Annotated in this window: 14 protein-coding genes; 5 read left to right on the forward strand and 9 right to left on the reverse strand. The window is 71.6% G+C overall.

Annotated elements, in window-relative coordinates; all coding sequences use genetic code 11:
- The first annotated feature begins 74 nt into the window (after positions 1-74).
- On the forward strand, positions 75-845 hold the full coding sequence (locus tag OG410_RS19785) for a helix-turn-helix transcriptional regulator (RefSeq protein ID WP_329304173.1): 771 nt from the start codon (positions 75-77) through the stop codon (positions 843-845).
- A 64-nt stretch (positions 846-909) separates the two neighbouring features.
- On the opposite strand, the gene OG410_RS19790 is transcribed toward OG410_RS19785, so the two are convergent.
- From OG410_RS19790 to mshA, 3 genes are all read right to left on the reverse strand, one after another.
- Complete coding sequence (locus tag OG410_RS19790; RefSeq protein ID WP_329300408.1) at positions 910-2,640, reverse strand: glycosyl hydrolase family 28-related protein; 1,731 nt, start codon at positions 2,638-2,640, stop codon at positions 910-912.
- Between the two features lie 165 nt (positions 2,641-2,805).
- Positions 2,806-3,297 (reverse strand): YbjN domain-containing protein, encoded by a 492-nt coding sequence (locus OG410_RS19795; RefSeq protein ID WP_328450989.1) that lies wholly within the window; start codon positions 3,295-3,297, stop codon positions 2,806-2,808.
- A gap of 144 nt (positions 3,298-3,441) precedes the next feature.
- Positions 3,442-4,779, reverse strand: coding sequence for a D-inositol-3-phosphate glycosyltransferase (mshA, locus tag OG410_RS19800; RefSeq protein WP_328669808.1), 1,338 nt, complete (start codon positions 4,777-4,779; stop codon positions 3,442-3,444).
- Positions 4,780-5,035: 256 nt separating this feature from the next.
- On the opposite strand from mshA, the gene OG410_RS19805 reads away from it, so the two are divergent.
- The 3 genes from OG410_RS19805 to OG410_RS19815 all read left to right on the forward strand — a co-directional run bounded on the left by OG410_RS19805 (position 5,036) and on the right by OG410_RS19815 (position 8,895).
- Positions 5,036-5,848 carry a class I SAM-dependent methyltransferase gene (locus OG410_RS19805; RefSeq protein WP_329300409.1) on the forward strand — a complete coding sequence of 271 codons (813 nt, stop codon included), beginning with the start codon at positions 5,036-5,038 and terminating at the stop codon, positions 5,846-5,848.
- A gap of 311 nt (positions 5,849-6,159) precedes the next feature.
- Positions 6,160-7,251 carry a C40 family peptidase gene (locus OG410_RS19810; protein ID WP_329300411.1) on the forward strand — a complete coding sequence of 364 codons (1,092 nt, stop codon included), beginning with the start codon at positions 6,160-6,162 and terminating at the stop codon, positions 7,249-7,251.
- A gap of 315 nt (positions 7,252-7,566) precedes the next feature.
- Positions 7,567-8,895 (forward strand): PP2C family protein-serine/threonine phosphatase, encoded by a 1,329-nt coding sequence (locus tag OG410_RS19815; RefSeq protein ID WP_329300412.1) that lies wholly within the window; start codon positions 7,567-7,569, stop codon positions 8,893-8,895.
- Positions 8,896-8,978: 83 nt separating this feature from the next.
- On the opposite strand, the gene OG410_RS19820 is transcribed toward OG410_RS19815, so the two are convergent.
- From OG410_RS19820 to OG410_RS19830, 3 genes are all read right to left on the reverse strand, one after another.
- Positions 8,979-9,317, reverse strand: a complete 339-nt coding sequence (locus OG410_RS19820) for a DUF2516 family protein (RefSeq protein ID WP_326786999.1) — start codon at positions 9,315-9,317, stop codon at positions 8,979-8,981.
- A gap of 115 nt (positions 9,318-9,432) precedes the next feature.
- Positions 9,433-10,020 (reverse strand): hypothetical protein, encoded by a 588-nt coding sequence (locus OG410_RS19825; RefSeq protein WP_329300414.1) that lies wholly within the window; start codon positions 10,018-10,020, stop codon positions 9,433-9,435.
- Between the two features lie 55 nt (positions 10,021-10,075).
- Positions 10,076-10,606 (reverse strand): helix-turn-helix domain-containing protein, encoded by a 531-nt coding sequence (locus tag OG410_RS19830; protein ID WP_329300415.1) that lies wholly within the window; start codon positions 10,604-10,606, stop codon positions 10,076-10,078.
- A gap of 198 nt (positions 10,607-10,804) precedes the next feature.
- Between OG410_RS19830 and OG410_RS19835 the strand changes: the two genes are divergently transcribed.
- Entirely contained in the window at positions 10,805-12,133 is a 1,329-nt protein-coding gene (locus OG410_RS19835; protein ID WP_329300417.1) for a hypothetical protein, read from the forward strand.
- A gap of 101 nt (positions 12,134-12,234) precedes the next feature.
- Here the strand turns inward: OG410_RS19835 and OG410_RS19840 are convergent, their stop codons facing one another.
- From OG410_RS19840 to OG410_RS19850, 3 genes are all read right to left on the reverse strand, one after another.
- Positions 12,235-14,400, reverse strand: coding sequence for a HelD family protein (locus OG410_RS19840; protein ID WP_329300418.1), 2,166 nt, complete (start codon positions 14,398-14,400; stop codon positions 12,235-12,237).
- Positions 14,401-14,529: 129 nt separating this feature from the next.
- Positions 14,530-15,159 carry a TetR/AcrR family transcriptional regulator gene (locus OG410_RS19845; RefSeq protein ID WP_329300419.1) on the reverse strand — a complete coding sequence of 210 codons (630 nt, stop codon included), beginning with the start codon at positions 15,157-15,159 and terminating at the stop codon, positions 14,530-14,532.
- Positions 15,160-15,169: 10 nt separating this feature from the next.
- The gene (locus OG410_RS19850) at positions 15,170-16,246 is read right to left on the reverse strand and encodes a phosphotransferase (protein ID WP_329300420.1); all 1,077 of its coding nucleotides are present in this window, start codon (positions 16,244-16,246) and stop codon (positions 15,170-15,172) included.
- Between the last annotated feature and the right edge of the window lie 254 nt (positions 16,247-16,500).

Raw genomic sequence — 16,500 nt, forward strand, 5'->3', positions numbered from 1 at the left:
TGCTCATACGAGAACACTGCCGACCTGCGTAGGCCGTCGTCTTGTACGTTCTTAGCGTGACCCCTCAGCGTGAGATGTCCGCGTGGCGCCCGAGCGTCCCGGGCATCGTCGAGGTCTTCCACGCGCACTACACCGAGTACGCGTACCCGATGCACGTGCACGAGGCCTGGACCCTGCTGATCGTCGACGACGGCGCCGTCCGCTACGACCTCGACCGGCACGAGCACGGCACCCCGCGCGACACGGTGACCCTGCTCCCGCCGCACATCCCGCACAACGGCGCTCCCGCCACCGAGCACGGTTTCCGCAAGCGGGTCCTCTACCTCGACGGCTCGCGCCTGGCCGACGACCTCATCGGCCCCGCGGTGGACGGCCCCGGTCTCGCGGATCCCGTACTGCGGCGGCGGGTCGCCCGGTTGCACACGGCGCTCACCCACCCGGGCGACGAGCTGGAGGCCGACAGCAGACTGACGCTGATCGCGGACCGGGTGCGCGGGCTGCTGCGCCCCCGGTCCGTGGAGGTCCCGCACGCCGACCGGCCGCTCGCCCTCCGCCTGCGCGAGCTCCTCGACGAGCGGGTCGCGGAAGGCATCACCCTCGACGAGGCCGCGCGGCTGGTGCACGCCCACCCCGCGCATCTGGTCCGGGCGTTCAGCGGCGCGTTCGGCATCGCACCGCACCAGTATCTGATGTCCCGCCGCGTGGACCGCGCCCGCGGCCTGCTCCTCGACGGACGGCCACCGGGCGAGGTGGCCACCCTGACCGGCTTCTACGACCAGTCCCATCTCACCCGCCATTTCCGGCGGCTGGTGGGGGTGACTCCGGGGCGGTACGTGCGGTCGTGAACCCACGGATCCGTCCGGCCCACGGATCCGTCCGGCCCACGGGTCCGTCCACAGGCCCGTCGGCCTACAGGTCGCGCTGGGCCTCGTGGAGATTGCGCGGCCGTACGACGTCCGTCGTCCCGTACAGCTCCAGCCGGGAGTGCAGGTCCCCGGTGAAGTCGGGTACGTCGATCTGGTCGAACTCGGTGACCTCGTTGACGCCGACGGTGGCGCTGCAGGGGGCGAGGCCGTCGATCTTCATCAGACCGGCCCGGCCGTTGGTGACCCTGATGTTCCAGTGGGTGAAGCGTGCCCCGAAGAGCGGTCCCGCCGAGGCGTCGCCGCCGTGCCGGCCGTCGTTGTCGACGGTGATGTCGGTACGGACGTTCGCGAAGGGCAGTCCGCGGTGGGAGTCGAAGGTGCCCATCCGCATGTCGCCGCGCGACCAGACGTTGTACGAGGACAGGCCCTCGACGTTGATGCCGTGCAGCTGGGTTCCGGCGGGCGCGGGAACGGTGCGTTCCTCGACGGTGAAGTCCTCGATCAGGTTGTCGTGCGAGCCCTCGCGGCAGAAGTACGGGTGGTGTGAGCCGCGTCCGGCGACGGTCGTACGGCGCAGGGTGCAGGCGGAGGCGGCGACGAGGCCGAATCCGTTGTCGACGTGGCGGACCGTGACGTCGTCCACCCAGCAGTCGTAGGCGCACTGCAGGACGACACCGTTGTAGCCCTTGTCGAGCAGGTGCGGGGACTGCGGTGTCTCGACGGCCTCCAGGGTCAGCCCCTCCACCGCCGAGCCGGTCAGCTCCTCGACGTGCGTGGTCAGGCGGGGGTCCCACTCCGGGCGTACGTCGAGCGGGAGAGGGCGTTCGAAGGTCACCCTGCGGCCGCGCACCCGGGCGACGCGGACGGGCCACTCGTAGGGGACGTACGAGGTCAGCTTGGTCTTGTCATCCCAGAAGTACGCCTCGGGCCCGGGTCCGCCGCCCGACATGTGCTCCAGGAGCGTGTGGTCGGCGTCGTCGGCCAGGCGGAGGAGGACGAGTGCTCCGGGGCGCAGTTCGGAGGCGTCCTCGACGGTCACCGTCCAGGAGCCCTGACGCGCGGGCTCGACGGTCGTGAGGGTCCGCCAGGCGTCGCGTGTGTTGCCGGTCCAGCCCTCGAAGGGCCACGCCTTCGCCTTGACGGCGGAGACGAGCGCGTCCCAACGAGCCGTGGGGGCCAGCCAGATGAGGCCGCCGGCCCAGGACCAGGACGACTTGTCACCGCCGTAGCGGGATCCGTAGGCGCCGATCAGTTCGGTGAGGTTCCGGGTCGCGTACAGGGTCGTACGGCCGCTGCCGGCGCCCCGGAGGATCACGTTCGAGTGGCCGATGTGGATCAGGTCGTCGATGCGGAACGTCCCGGGAGGAATGGTGACCGTGCCACCGCCGGCCCTTCCGGCGGCGGCGATGGCACGGTTGATCGCGGGAGCGCAGTCCGTCGTGCCGTCGGCGACGGCGCCGTGGTCGCGGATGTCGGTCACGACGGGCCGGCGGGGAAAGCGCGCGGCCCCGCGGTGCGCGCCGGCCCTGCCGACGTACGGGATCTGCGGGTGGGTGAACGGGGAGCGGACGAACTCCCGCCAGAGCGGGGGCACTTCGCCGGACCGGGCGGAGGCCGTACCCCGGGCGGGTGGCGGGGCCGCCGCGGTGGTCCCTGACGCCGCGGCGGCCGTCGTGCCGGTGACGGCCGTGGCCGCCACCACCGTGGCACTGCCGAGCAGGGCCCGCCTGGTGATCCCCGTGCACCCGTACCCGTACCCGTGCCTGTCGGTCATGACCGTCCGCCCTTCCATGCGTTTCCCTGCGGATTTTCATGTACATGAACGATGTTCATGTGTGCGTCGGCGGCGAGCATGCCACGGGGACCCCGCCCGGGGAAAGGGTCCCGCATTGGCTATTTAGCGGAGGCCGGACGCCAGGGAACTGCCGGACAGTGAGCGTCAGTTGGCAGGGCGCTGAGTCAGATGCGTGAACGCGTCCAGGTTGCGCGTCGACTCGCCGCGGGACACCCGCCAGGCGTACTCCTTGCGGATCGCGGAGGCGAAACCGAGTTCCAGGAGAGTGTTGAAGGAGCCGTCGGCGGCTTCGAGGACGGACCCGAGGAGACGGTCCACCTCCTCCGGGGTGACGGCGGCCAGCGGCAGCTTGCCGACCAGATAGACGTCCCCGAGGGAGTCGACCGCATAGGCGACCCCGTAGAGCTTGAGATTGCGCTCCAGGAGCCAGCGGTGGACCGCTTCGTGGTTCTCGTCGGGATGGCGGATCACGAACGCGTTCAGCGACAGCGAGTGCTTGCCGACGATCAGCGAGACCGTCGTCGACAGCTTGCGGGTGCCGGGCAGTTTCACGACGTACGAGCCCGCGTCGGGGCTCTCCCACTCCAGCTCGGCCTCGGTGAGGACCCGCTCGATGATCGACGCTGCGTCAGCCATGGGGCGAGCGTACGTGACCGGCGTCGGGGGTGCCGCGCCTGGTCGGACGCGGGGAGCCGGCGTCCAGAGTGGTGCCTCCGCAGGCGGTTGTCGGGTCTGGCGCGCCCGCAGGCGGCGTCCGGCATGGCGCGCCCGCAGCCGGTGTCAGGCGTGGTGCGCGCGCAGGCGGCGTCGGTGGTCCTGTGTCGCCGCCGTGTACACGTCCGCCGTCGCCGCCGCCGCGGTGTCCCAGCCGAAGCGCTCCGCGTGGCGTGCCGCGGCGGCCCCCATACGGGTCACGAGGGTCTCGTCGTCGGCGAATTCGCCCAGCACGCGCGCGTAGTCGGCGGGATGGTGTCCCTGTACGAGGAAGCCGGTCTCCTGGTGACGTACGGCCACCGGCAGGCCGCCGACCTCGGCCGCGAGCACCGGCGTGCCGGCCGCCTGCGCCTCGATGGCGACCAGTCCGAAGGACTCGCTGTACGAGGGCATGACCAGCACCGACGCGGCCCGGAACCAGTCCGCCAGCTGATCCTGGCCGACGGGCGGCCGGAACCGTACGACGTCGGCGATACCCAGCCGCGCGGCGAGCTTCTGGAGCCCTTCGGGCTTGGCGAGTCCGCTGCCGCTCGGACCGCCCACCACGGGGACGACGATCCGGCCGCGCAGCTCGGGCCGCTCGTCGAGCAGGACGGCGACCGCGCGCAGCAGCACGTCGGGGGCCTTGAGGGGCTGTATGCGGCCCGCGAACAGGGGGATCAGGGCGTCCTGCGGGAGGCCGAGCCGCGCGCGGGCGGCGGCCCGGCCGTCGGCGGGCCGGAAGCGGTCGAGGTTGACCCCGGGATGGACGACGGCGACGCTGCCGGAGTCCGCCCCGTAGTGGCGTACGAGCTCGTCGGCCTCCTCCGCGGTGTTCGCGATGAGGCGGTCGGCGGCGCGCACGATCTGGGTCTCGCCGATGACACGGGCGGCGGGCTCGGGGGTGTCGCCCTCGGCCAGCGCCGCGTTCTTGACCTTGGCCATGGTGTGCATCGCGTGCACCAGGGGCGCGCCCCAGCGTTCGGCGGCCAGCCAGCCGACGTGGCCGGAGAGCCAGTAGTGGGAGTGCACGAGGTCGTAGTAGCCGGGGCGGTGACCGGCCCAGGCCTGCATGACGCCGTGGGTGAAGGCGCACAGCTGGGCGGGGAGGTCTTCCTTGGCGAGGCCCTCGTAGGGGCCCGCGTCGACGTGCCGGACGAGGACGCCCGGTGCCAGCTCGACGGCCGGCGGGAGTGCCCCGGTCGTGGCCCGCGTGAAGATCTCGACCTCGATGTTGATCGCGGCGAGCCGCTGGGCGAGTTCGACGATGTACACGTTCATGCCGCCCGCGTCGCCCGTACCGGGCTGGTGCAGGGGCGAGGTGTGCACGGAGAGCATGGCGACGCGACGGGGCCTGCGGTGCAGTCTGAGCCGCGAGGCCCCCGCCGGGGAGCGACGCCCGAGCCTGCTGACGTACTGGCTCACGTGGCGGTCCTCCTTGCTGCGGGCATGCCGGTCGGAGGACGTGTCACGCCCTCCAGGAGGGAGAACGCCGGAGCTGTCCGCTCCATTTCCCCTTTGCCGAATCATTACCCCATATCGCTCAACCGTTCGATCGCGGGATGCGTCTGCCTCCCTGTCCGTCCGGATCCGCCGGGGTTTTCCACAGGCGGGGCGGGGGCGGCCGCCGGTTGTCCACAGGGTCACCCGGCCCGCGCCGGGGCCGCCTACTCTCGTACGCATGACAACCCGCGCAGCGTCCCGCCCCGTGGGCACGGTGACGCGCGGGACGACGAACCCCAACCGCCTGCGCCGCATGGACCGCTGGATCGCGGCGGTGCACGGCGCCGAGCTCCGCCGGGCGCCGGAACCCGTGGCGGTGGACCTCGGCTACGGCGCCGCGCCCTGGACCGCGGTCGAGCTGCTGACCCGGCTGCGCACGGCCGCGCCCCGCACCCACGTGTTCGGCATCGAGATCGAGCCCGCGCGGGTCGCCGCCGCCCGCCCGTACGAACGCGAGGGCCTCGCCTTCCGGCACGGCGGCTTCGAGGTCCCGGTGCCGGGCCGGCCGCAGCTGATCCGGGCGGCGAACGTGCTGCGCCAGTACGACGAGGAGCAGGTCGCCGAGGTCTGGCGGCGGCTTCGCGCACGGCTCGCGCCCGCGGGCCCCGGCTCCCGGGGCGGACTGCTCGTCGAGGGCACCTGCGACGAGATCGGCCGTCGGCACGTCTGGGTCGCCCTCGGCCCGGAAGGCCCGCGCACGGTCACCTTCGCCACCCGGCTCGGCTCCCTGGACCGTCCGTCCGACCTGGCCGAGCGGCTGCCGAAGGCCCTCATCCACCGCAATGTGCCGGGCGAGCCCGTGCATTCCTTCCTGCGCGACTTCGACCGCGCCTGGGCGGCCGCCGCGCCGTACGCGGCGTACGGCGCGAGGCAGCGCTGGATACGCACGGTCCGCGACCTGAGGGCCGACTGGCCGGTCGTGGACGGGACCGCCCGCTGGCGCCAGGGCGAAGTGACGGTGCGCTGGGAGGCGTTGGCGCCCCGCGCCTGACGGAGCGCGGGCCCGGCGAGCCGCCGCGGCGACCGGGAGGCGACCGGTGCGCGACCGGTGCGCGAACCGGCGGGAACGATCTCGGTGAGTCGCTCGTCACACAGGCGGGGGGATGAGATCGTCATGCCGACGCGAGCTGCGGGGAAGGGAGTTCCTGCCTGCCGCGTGCGCGAGAAGGAGAGAGTTCCTGCCTGCCGCTCGCGCGAGGGGAAGGGAGTTCTTGCCCGGCTCTGTCGCATTGCGCGCCGACATGGCACGATCCCTCAGGCATCCGTATGTTACTGACGGTAAATCAGGTAGGGGGCGGAGAAATGGGATCCGGCAAACGGAGCCTGACCACGGCGGCCATGGCCCTGGCCTGCGCATGTGCCTGTGTGGTGCTGGCGTCGGCGGGGACGGCCTACGCGAGCCCGGAGCCCAAGCCGACGCCGACGAGGACTCCCACGGCGACCCCGACACCCGTGAGCAACAAGGACCTTGAAGCGGTCCGCAAGAAGCTCGACACGCTCTACCACGAAGCCGCGGTCGCCACGGATGCCTACAACGCGGCCGAGGAGAAGGTCCAGAAGCAGTCCGCCGAGATCGTGGGGCTGGCCCAGCAGATCGTCAAGGGCCAGGCGAAGCTGGACGCTTTGAAGGACCGCGCGGGTGCCGCGGCCCGTGCCCAGTACCGGGGCGGCGGGCTGCCGCCCCAGGCACGGCTGTGGCTGAGCGACGACCCGCAGGAGTTCCTGGACGGCGCGGGGCGGGTGCGGCAGGGCGAGCACGCCACCAAGGGACTGATGGGCGAGATGGCCCGCACCCAGGAGGACTTGCGGCAGTACGCGAAGGACGCCTCCACGCAGTGGCGGAAGCTGGAAGCCGACCGCGAGACCCGGGCCGAGGCCAAGAAGAAGATCAAGCAGCGGATCTCCGACGCCGAGAAGCTGGAGTCCCGGCTGGAGAAGAAGGAGAAGGAGCGGCTCGCGAAGCTGGAGGAGGAGGCCGCCTACCAGGCGCAGTCCGTCTGGCTGAGCTCCGGCGTCCTCTCGGACATCAAGAGCGACGCCTCCGAACAGGGCAGGAAGGCCGTGAAGTACGCGACCGACCAGATCGGCAAGCTGTACGAGTGGGGCGCCGAGGGCCCGAAGACGTACGACTGCTCGGGACTCACCTCCCAGGCCTGGGCGGCCGCCGGTCACCCCATCCCCCGCACCTCGCAGGAGCAGTGGAAGCAGCTCAAGCACATCGACATCAAGGACATGCGCCCCGGCGACCTGATCATCTACTTCGACGACGCCAGCCATGTCGGGATGTACATAGGGGATGGCGCCCTCGTGCACGCCCCGCGCCCCGGGCGCACGGTGACGATCACGGGCGCGGGTTCGATGCAGATCCTGGGCGTCGTACGGCCGGACGCGTAGGACGCCCCACCAGGCACGGAGCGCCGCGAACGGGGGTGTGCCGTCAGGCGTGACGGCACCCGCGTGACGCACCGCACGTGACCTACCGCACGGTTGCCCCGGCCGCCCGGACCCGGGGACGTGACCTTCGTCATCCCCCGGGGAACCGCGTCCTGTCCAAGTGCGTTACGGGATGCGGCATATGACGGTGGCCCTTTGTCCGGCACCGCGCCGTACGCCATTCCGTTGCGGCACCGGCGGGCGCTATGGTCCCCGTCGGTGGGTCGAGGTCCTTCGCCCCGCCACGCCCTCGGGGGGAGGGAAGGAACCCAGACGATGCCCGTACCCGTACCGCGGCAGAGAGCGATCCCGGCCGTGGAGAGTGGTCAGGCTCAAGCCGTGTTCTCACCCGGCGGCCCATCCGGCGACACCACCGGCGGCCCCGCCGGGACAGCACCGGAAGCCCACACCACGACCCCGATCACCGGCACCACCCATCTGACTCTCCTGGTCATCGAAGACGACCCGGCGGGTTCGCTCGGTGTGCCCGAAATACTCGACGCGGCCGGCAAGCCGGTCCGGGTCCGCACCGCCCGCAACCTCACCGAGGCCGAGCGGCTGCTCACCGACGACGTCCACTGCATCCTGCTCGACCTCGCGCTGCCCGCACCGGGCCGTGCGGCGGAGAGCGCCGACGAGCTGGCGACCCTCAAGCACGTCCTGCGGCTCGCGCCCGGCCACGCCGTCCTCGCGCTCACCGCGTCCGGCGACGCGGAGCGCGGCACGGAGGCGGTGCGCGTCGGCGCCCAGGACTACCTGTTCCGCGACGAGCTGGACAGCCGGCTGCTGAGCCGCGCGATCCGGTACGCGGTGGAGCGGAAACGTTCCGACAAGGCCGAACGACGGCTCACCGAGTCCAAGCTCCGCGCCCAGGAGAACGCCCGTCTGGAGCGCGGCCTGCTGCCGACCCCGCTGCTGGAGGGCTCCTCGCTGCGCTTCGCCGCGCGCTACCGCCCGGGCCGCTCCCGCGCGCTGCTCGGCGGCGACTTCTACGACACCGTGCGCACGGCCGACGGCACGGTGCACGCGATGATCGGCGACGTCTGCGGGCACGGGCCCGACGAGGCGGCACTCGGTGTGGAGTTGCGCATCGCCTGGCGTGCGCTGACGTTCGCGGGCCTGTGCGGCGACGAACTCCTGTCCACGCTCCAGCAGGTCCTGGAGCACGAGCGCGAGAACGACGAGATCTTCGCGACGCTGTGCACCGTGGACATCGCGCCCGACGGCCGCCGCGCCGGGCTCTGCCTGGCCGGTCACCCGTCACCGCTGATCGCCCGTCCGGGCCGGCCCGCCCAGCTGCTGCCGTACGACAACAACGGCCCGGCGCTCGGTCTGCTGCCGAACGCCCGCTGGCCGCGCATGCAGGTGGAGCTGGGTGCCGCGTGGAGCCTGATGCTCTACACCGACGGCCTGATCGAGGGCCACACCGGCGTGGGCAAGGAACGCCTGGGCCTGGACGGCATGGTGGACATGGTCCGCCGCCAGCTCGCCCAGGGACTCCAGGGCGAGGACCTGCTGCGCGCGGCGGTGAACGAGGCGCGCGAGCTCAACGGCGGGGAACTGACGGACGACGTGGCGGTACTGCTGCTGGACCGGACGCCTTAGCCACGGGGTCCCGTGGCCGGGGTAGCCACGGGGTGTTCCGTGGCCGGGGTCCGGCCATGCCCGGCGCCCCGCCGGGCGGGGGTCTACCTGCCGCCGTTGTACGGGCCGTACGGGCCGTCGCTGCTGCTGCCGCCACGGCGGCCCCGGCCGCCGCCCGACACCTGCCGCAGCGCGGGGCGGACGTCGACGAAGAAGACGATCGTGGCGACCAGGCCCGCGAGCTGCAGGAAGAGGTAGGGCACCACCAGGTTCACCGCCACGGTGACTCCGAGGATGATCAGCCAGAACATCTTGTTCTGCTTGTCGGCGGCACGGTAGGCGTCCTCGCGGGCGATCGCGGCCATCACCAGCGCCACCACGGCGAGGACGAGTATGGCTGTGAAGATCAGCCACATCAGACCGCCGAATGCCGTCATCAGCACAATGCCCACCGCCTGTTCGAGTCGTCTCTACGGCCACCGTACCCGGAGAACGGGCCGGGAACTCGGAGAGTGCCCGGCCCGTCCGCGTCAGGCGAAGTGGTGTCGCCCCGCTCGCCTACTTCGCGGGCGGAGCCGTCTTCTTGGCGACCGGCTTGCGCACCGGGGCCTTCTTCGCCGGGTTCTTCTTGGAGGCGGCGTCCTCGGCGGCGTCCGCCGGCTTCACCTCTTCCTTGACCTCGACCGGCTCGGCCTTCGGCTCGACGGCGATGGCGAAGTCCTCGATCTCCTCGGCGGCCTCGCCGCGCCAGGTCCGCACGGTCTGCTCGCCGTGCTCGGCGACCTTCTCGTACGTCTCCCGCGCCTTGACGGCGTACTCGGCGGCGACGCCGACACCGCGCAGGGCGAAGTCCTGGGCGGACTCGCCCAGCTTCTTCAGGTCGGTGTCGAGGGTGCCGAGGAACTCCGTCACCTTGGCCTGAAGGGTCTCCTGCGCCTCCTTGGCGCGGGCGGTGGCCTTCTCCTGGACGGCGTTGGGGTCGATGTTCTTCACGGTGTCGATGCGGCCCGGGGCCTCGGCGCGGATCTGCTCCACGATGCCGGGGACCTTCTTCGCCTGCTGAACGGCCAGGTCGGCGGTGCCGGCGAGGAAGTAGAGCGGGGTCGGGTCCGTGGCGGCCTTGCGGATGTCGTCGGTGATGGCCATGACGATGGTCCTCCCGTAATCGCTTTCAGCTGAGGGTTGTGTGATCCGCATGCGGTCAACTCGCGGTCTGCTGCGGACCGGCATCGCTGCCGTCGGCCGTGCGGGGGCCGCGGACGGCGGTGTCCTGTGGAGGCTGGGCGTCCGGTATGTCCTGAGTCTCGGGTGCGTCGGTGCCGCGGCCCGCGCCGCCGCCCGGCACCTCGGTGCCGTGACCGGTCTCGTCCGCCGGTGCGATCTCGAATCCGTTCTCCTTGCGGAAGGACTCGTAGATCTGGAGCAGCACCTGCTTCTGCCGCTCGTTCAGCGTGGGATCGGCGAGGATGACGGCACGCGTCTCCACCTCGTCGCGGTCCCGCTCGGCGTCGAGGATGCCGGCCCGCACGTACAGCGTCTCGGCGGAGATCCGCAGGGCCTTGGCGACCTGCTGGAGCACCTCCGCGCTCGGCTTGCGCAGCCCGCGCTCGATCTGACTCAGATACGGATTGGACACCCCGGCGGCGTCGGCGAGCTGCCGCAGCGACAGCTGCGCGCTGCGCCGCTGTTCCCGCAGATACTCACCGAGATTGCCGACGTTGAGCGATGCCATGCGTCCACCTTGCCCCATCACCGCTAACTTTTGCAAGCACCTGCTTGCAAAAGTGTGCCACGCCACGAAGGGCGTGGCCCCTCGGCCGATCATGACGGCGCCGGTACAACCGTTCGACCTCTGCGCATGTCTGAGGTCCGGGACTTGCAACCCGCAATTCACCGTGTATCTCCGCCACTTCAACCCAGAGGTAACCGTATGCTCCGCTCCGGGCCCAGCCTCCGCACACTCCGCACGGCCGTCGGCGTCATCGGCGCCGGCGCGCTGATCACGTTGGGCGGTGCTCCCTACGCCGTGGCCGACGGTTCCAAGACCGGGCTGGTGCTGGAGGCCATCGCACCGATCAACGGAGTGAAGCCTGGGAGCACCTTCGAGGCGCCGGTCACCTTCGGCACCACGGGCACCGAGACGCTGGAGAAGATCTGGCTGTCGTACTACGTCACCCAGGGTTTGGATTTCGCCGACATACCTTCGAACTGCGTGCGGTGGGAGATCGGCTCGTACGACGAACTGCCGCCCAGATCCCTGATGACCTGCGAGTTCGACCAGGCCGTGGAGCCGGGTGTCGTCTACGCGCCCGAGAAACTGACCCTCAAGGCTCTCGACCGGGCGCTGTACGACGATCTCGACGTCACCGTCATGAGCTATAGCCACGGCCCCGACGAACAGGCTCACGGGCCCGTGCGCGGAACCGCTCCTGCGGCGAAGCTGGTGGAGCGGCCCGACTCCGTTCTCACCGGCAGCAACTCGGGGAACCCCGGCTATGCCAAGGCCCGGGTGCGGGTGAACGCGGCGAACACGGCCGACTTCCAGGTGTCGGGAGCGGAGCTGAAGGGCCGGGTCGGGGACACGGTCGACGTCAAGGTGAAGTTCACCAACGCCGGCCCCGCGTGGGTGCTGAAGCTACCGGAGCCGGTGACAACCCGGACCCTGATCAAGGTGCCCGCGGGCACGACCGTGGTCAAGGGACTGGATTACTGCCAGACCCCGGCAGCCGGAACCTACTCCTGCAACATCGCGCAGTACTGGGTGAAGGAGGACCAGGTGAACACCTACTCCTTCAAACTGAAGATCAACAAGGCGGTGGCGGGAGCCAAGGGCTCGGTGGCCCTCACTGCCGAAGCCCGCCCGTACGACGTGAACAAGGCGAACGACAAGGCCGACATCCTGCTCCACGTCGAGGGCGGTGGTTCGACGGGCGGGAGCGGCTCGGCGGGCGGTTCGGGTTCCACCGGCGGGAGCGGCTCCGCAGGCGGTTCGGGTTCCACCGGCGGGAGCGGCTCCGCGGGCGGTTCGGGTTCCACCGGCGGAGGCGGGACGACGGGGGGATCCGGGACCACGGGCGGCGGAGCGAACACCAGCGGCGGCTCCTCGGCCACCGGATCCTCGGGGAGCACCGCCACCGGCGGTGACCTCGCCGCCACCGGTTCCGGCCCGGCCCTGCCCCTCGCGGGCGCCGCGGCCGCGGCCGTCGCCGCCGGCGCGGGCGCGGTCCTGCTCGTACGTCGCCACGCGGCCCGGCGGTAATCCGTTCGGCGCGCGCGCCTGAGGGCGTCGCGCCCGGAACCGTTCGGGCGGGACACCGGCCGTCGGCTGTCCCGCTCGAACGGTTGGCACCGCAGCACCGGTCACCAGGGCAGCGGGCGCGCGTGGATCACGTCCAGACGCGACACCGCCCGGGTCAGCACCACGTAGAGCCGGTGCAGGCCCCGCGCCTCGGCCTCCGCCATCGCCGCCGGTTCCACGGCCACGACATGGTCGTACTCCAGCCCCTTGGCCAGACTCGCGGGCAGCACCGCGATCCGGGCGCCCGGTTCATCGGCTCCGGCAGCACGGATCCCCGCGGCGCCGAGCGCCTCCCGCACCTTGGTGACGTCGGCGTCCGCGGTGATGACCCCGATGGAACCCTCGTGCGCGAGCGCCTCCCGTACGGCCGCGACGGTCTCGGCCGACGGGTCGGCGGTCGGCCGGATCCTCAACGCGCCGTCCCCGCGCAGGGACCGGGCCGGCGGGACACCCACATCCAGGCGTTCCAGCACCCGGTTGGCGAGTTCGACGATGACCCCGGGCACCCGGAACCCGACCGTCAGGGGGACGACGGCCGCATCCGGTTTTCCCAGATGGGCCAGGAGTTCGCCCCACTCCCGCGCCGCCCAGGGAGTCGTGCCCTGAGCGAGGTCCCCGAGCACGGTCAGGGACCCGAAGGAGGCCCGCCGCGCGATGGCCCGGCATTCCATCGGAGACAGGTCCTGCGCCTCGTCGATCACCAAGTGGCCGTATCCCTCGGGGTGTTCGATCAGCCCGGCGATCTCGTCGAGCAGGACCAGATCGGCGGCCGACCACCGCGCCGACTTCCACGACCGCGGCGGCCGCGCCCACAGGACCGCCTTCCGCTCCTCTGCGTCGAGGATCCCCTCGGCCACCCGCTCCAGCGCCTCGGCGTCGCCGAGCAGCCGGGTGAGCAGCTCCTCCGGGCGCACCCGGGGCCACACCGCGTCGACGTACGCGCCCACCGGCCGGGCCCTGGAGATCCGCTGCGCCCAGGCGTTCGTCTGCGGCCCGGCCCGCAGCTCGGCCCGTTCCCGCACATACCGCACGACCCGTGTCCGCACCCGCTCCCGCCCGACGGCGTACGGCGGTTCCTCGGCTCGTACGTCGTCCACGATGCGGCGCAGTACGGCGACGGGGACACGCCAGCGGTACGTGCCGTCCGGCACGGCGAGGCCCTCGGCCGGGACGCCGATGTTCCCGTACAACGCCCGGCGCAGCACCCGCGCCATCCGGGCGTCGTGCTTGACGGCCGCGGCTCGTTCGCCGTCCTCGCCCGTCACCGGACGGCCGGCGATCTCCTCGCCGATCGTCGACTGGCGCACGCCGGTCTCCCCGAGCGCGGGGAGGACCTCCGCGATGTACGACAGGAAGGTGCGGTTGGGGCCGAGGATCAGCAGGCCGCCTCGGCGGACGCGCTGCGGATGGGTGTAGAGGAGGTAGGCGGCCCGGTGCAGGCCGACGGCGGTCTTGCCGGTGCCCGGGGCACCCTGCACACAGACCGACGCCGACAGGTCGGCCCGTACGAGATCGTCCTGCTCGGGCTGGATGGTGGCGGCGATGTCCCGCATGGGGCCGACACGGGGGCGCTCGATCTCCTCGGCGAGGATCGAACTCCCTTGACCGGTCCCGCTCAGCACGGCCGCGCCCTCCCCGGCCCCGGAGTCGGAGTCGGCTCCGACTGCGGCTCCGGCTCCGGTCGGCTCCGGTGGAACCGCTCCCGGCGAGGGCCGCTCCATCCCGATGGGTTCGTCCTCAAGTCCCGTGAGGTCGGTGGAGTCGCCGCGGCTGCCGGGGGCCCAGCCGAAGCGCCGGCGGACGGCGACGCCCTGGGGGTCGCGGGCGCCCGCCTGGTAGAAGGCGCGCGAGACGGGGGCCCGCCAGTCGACGACGAGGGGCGGGGCGGCGGGGTGTTCCCTGATCCGCAGCCGCCCGATGTGATAGCTCTGCCCGGCGTGGTCGCCGGCCGCCGCCACCGAGTCCTGGAAGTCCAGCCGGCCGAAGAACAGGGGCCCCTGGGGCAGCTCCCGCATCTCCTTGGCCTGGCTGCGCAGCTGATACCCGAGCACTTCGGCGTCGGCCCCGGACGCGGAGACGTCCTCACCGGTGACGACCTGCTCCTCGGCGCCGTCGACCATCGCGGCGAGGGCGGCGCGGCAGGTGTCGTGAAAGGCGCGCTCACGGGAGAGGGAGCGGGCGAGCGGCAGGTCCGGGGCAGGCCGTCGGGCGGGGTCGGGTGGCGTCATTCCATCCAGGGTACCGGAATAACGTAACTCGGTAACATTCTTTACCCGGTCACGCACTGGATGTCCCTGCGGGCTGCCCCCGGCCGCCCCGCTGGCCGCCCCCGCCGGGCGAACCCGGGGACGCCGAGGTCAGGCGAGCCCGGGGAACCCGGCCGCGAGCCGGGCGAAGGCCCGCTCGGCCGCCGCCACCGCGTCCGGCCGTACGACGGCCACCGGCTCCCCCTCCGCGATCCGCCGCAGGTTCTCCTCGGCGAGGATGCGGCGTACGGCCGTGATCTGCCCGGCGGCGAGCCGTGCGTCGAGCCCGGTGCCCAGCGGCTCCGCGAGAGCCTCCGCCAGCGCGGCCTCGGAGCGCTCCAGGTACCCGTACATCCGCGCCACCAGCGAGGGCGTCCCGTAGAGCAGCCGGTGGAAGGCGAGAACGCCGGGATGCTCGTTGAGCCCGGTGACGGGGTCCTCCCTGCGCAGACCGTCCAGGAAGTGCTCGCGGAGGGCGTCGATCGCGGGCCGGCCGGCCGCCCGGCCCTCCTCGACGACCCGCGTGGCCTCGGTCTCGTGGTCCGCGAACCGGTGCAGGACCAGGTCCTCCTTGGACGGGAAGTACCGGAAGAGCGTCGGCTTGGAGATTTCGGAGGCGGCCGCGACCTCGGCGACGGACACGGCGTCGAACCCCTTCTCCAGGAAGAGGCCGATGGCGGTGTCGGAGACGGACTGGTACATCCGCCGCCTCTTGCGTTCGCGCAGTCCGGTGTCACTCATGGTCACGAGCCTACGCACCACCGGGGACCGCGGCTCCGGCCATGACTTCCGCGCTCTCCGCCCGCTCTTCGTACCAACGACCCAACGCGGCCGTGACGCTCTCCGCGGCCGGGACCTTGATCCCCAGCGGCACCGTCGCGGCGCTCAGCACCTGCCGGATCCTGTCGCCCGCCCGGGCGAGGAGACTCGCGTCGACCGTCCGCTCCTCCTCCAACGACAGGGCCGTCCGGATGACGTCGGTGAAGACGGACTGGGCCCTCTTGAAGGCGAGGAGCTTGGGAAGGTCCTTCTCCCGGCCGTCCGAACTGCCGGGGACGACGCTCTCGACGGCCTTGCGCCACTGCCCGGTCATCCGGTCTTCCTGGTCCCGCGGGTACCGCATCAGGTAGAGGTGGGTGGCCAGGTCGTAGAGCGGGTCTCCGAACATCGCCAGTTCCCAGTCGATCGTCCAGAGCCGGCCCATTCCGTCGACCACGAAATTCTCGCGGTGGAGATCGGCGTGCAGCAGATGGAAAGGGCGGCGGGTCAGTCCCGACACACGCTCGCGGAGCCTTCCGAAGGAGGCCTCGTCCAGTCCGAGGTCGTAGAACAGGCCTTTGAAGTCGGGCATATTCCGCTGGTACACCTCCTCTTCCGTGAACAGGATCAGCCGCTCCAAAAAACCGTCGCTGTCTCCCTCGGCAGCCCGATAAACAGATGTGCACGTCCGTTCCGCGGCCAGGGAATCGGGTCTTACTCGGGCCAACTGCCCGAAGAGGGAAACGATTTGCCCGAGAAGGGACGAGGGGATCCCGCCGCCCGATCCGTACAGGGCCCCCAGCGTCTCGCCCTCGATGAACCGCTGAAGACCGGCGGAGCCCGCCTGGATCAGGTCGGGGATGCCCTCGATGCGCCCCTGCAACGCGCGGAGCAGTTCCTCTTCGGACGCGAAACAGCGCCGGTCGAACCACAGCAGCCCAGGACGCGGCTCCCGGCATTTCCAGCGGACCGGTTCGGCTTCTCCCGGCCGGCCCGGCAGCGGAACGACATACGTCTCGTGGTGGTAGCCATGGAGTGGTCCCTCGACCACTCCCGCGTCGCCACTCATCTCAACGGCTCGCCGCAGAGCCAAGGAAACCGATTCGGGTGACATTGACCGTTCTCTCACGCAACCGCAACCAAAGAGAAAAGAGGGGAGAACGGTACTCCGTCGCCACTCGTGAATGGGCATAATTCCAGAAGACCTGCTCCTCAGCGCGCTGGTCCGCTACACGAAGCCCCGCCTTCCCGCTGTCGTGACGCGGGCACTGAGCAGCGGCTACGGCTCGCGCGGGCCGCCCGCGCGGGTGTCGCACGGTTCAC

This window comes from Streptomyces sp. NBC_00659 (assembly GCF_036226925.1).
Lineage (GTDB): Bacteria > Actinomycetota > Actinomycetes > Streptomycetales > Streptomycetaceae > Streptomyces.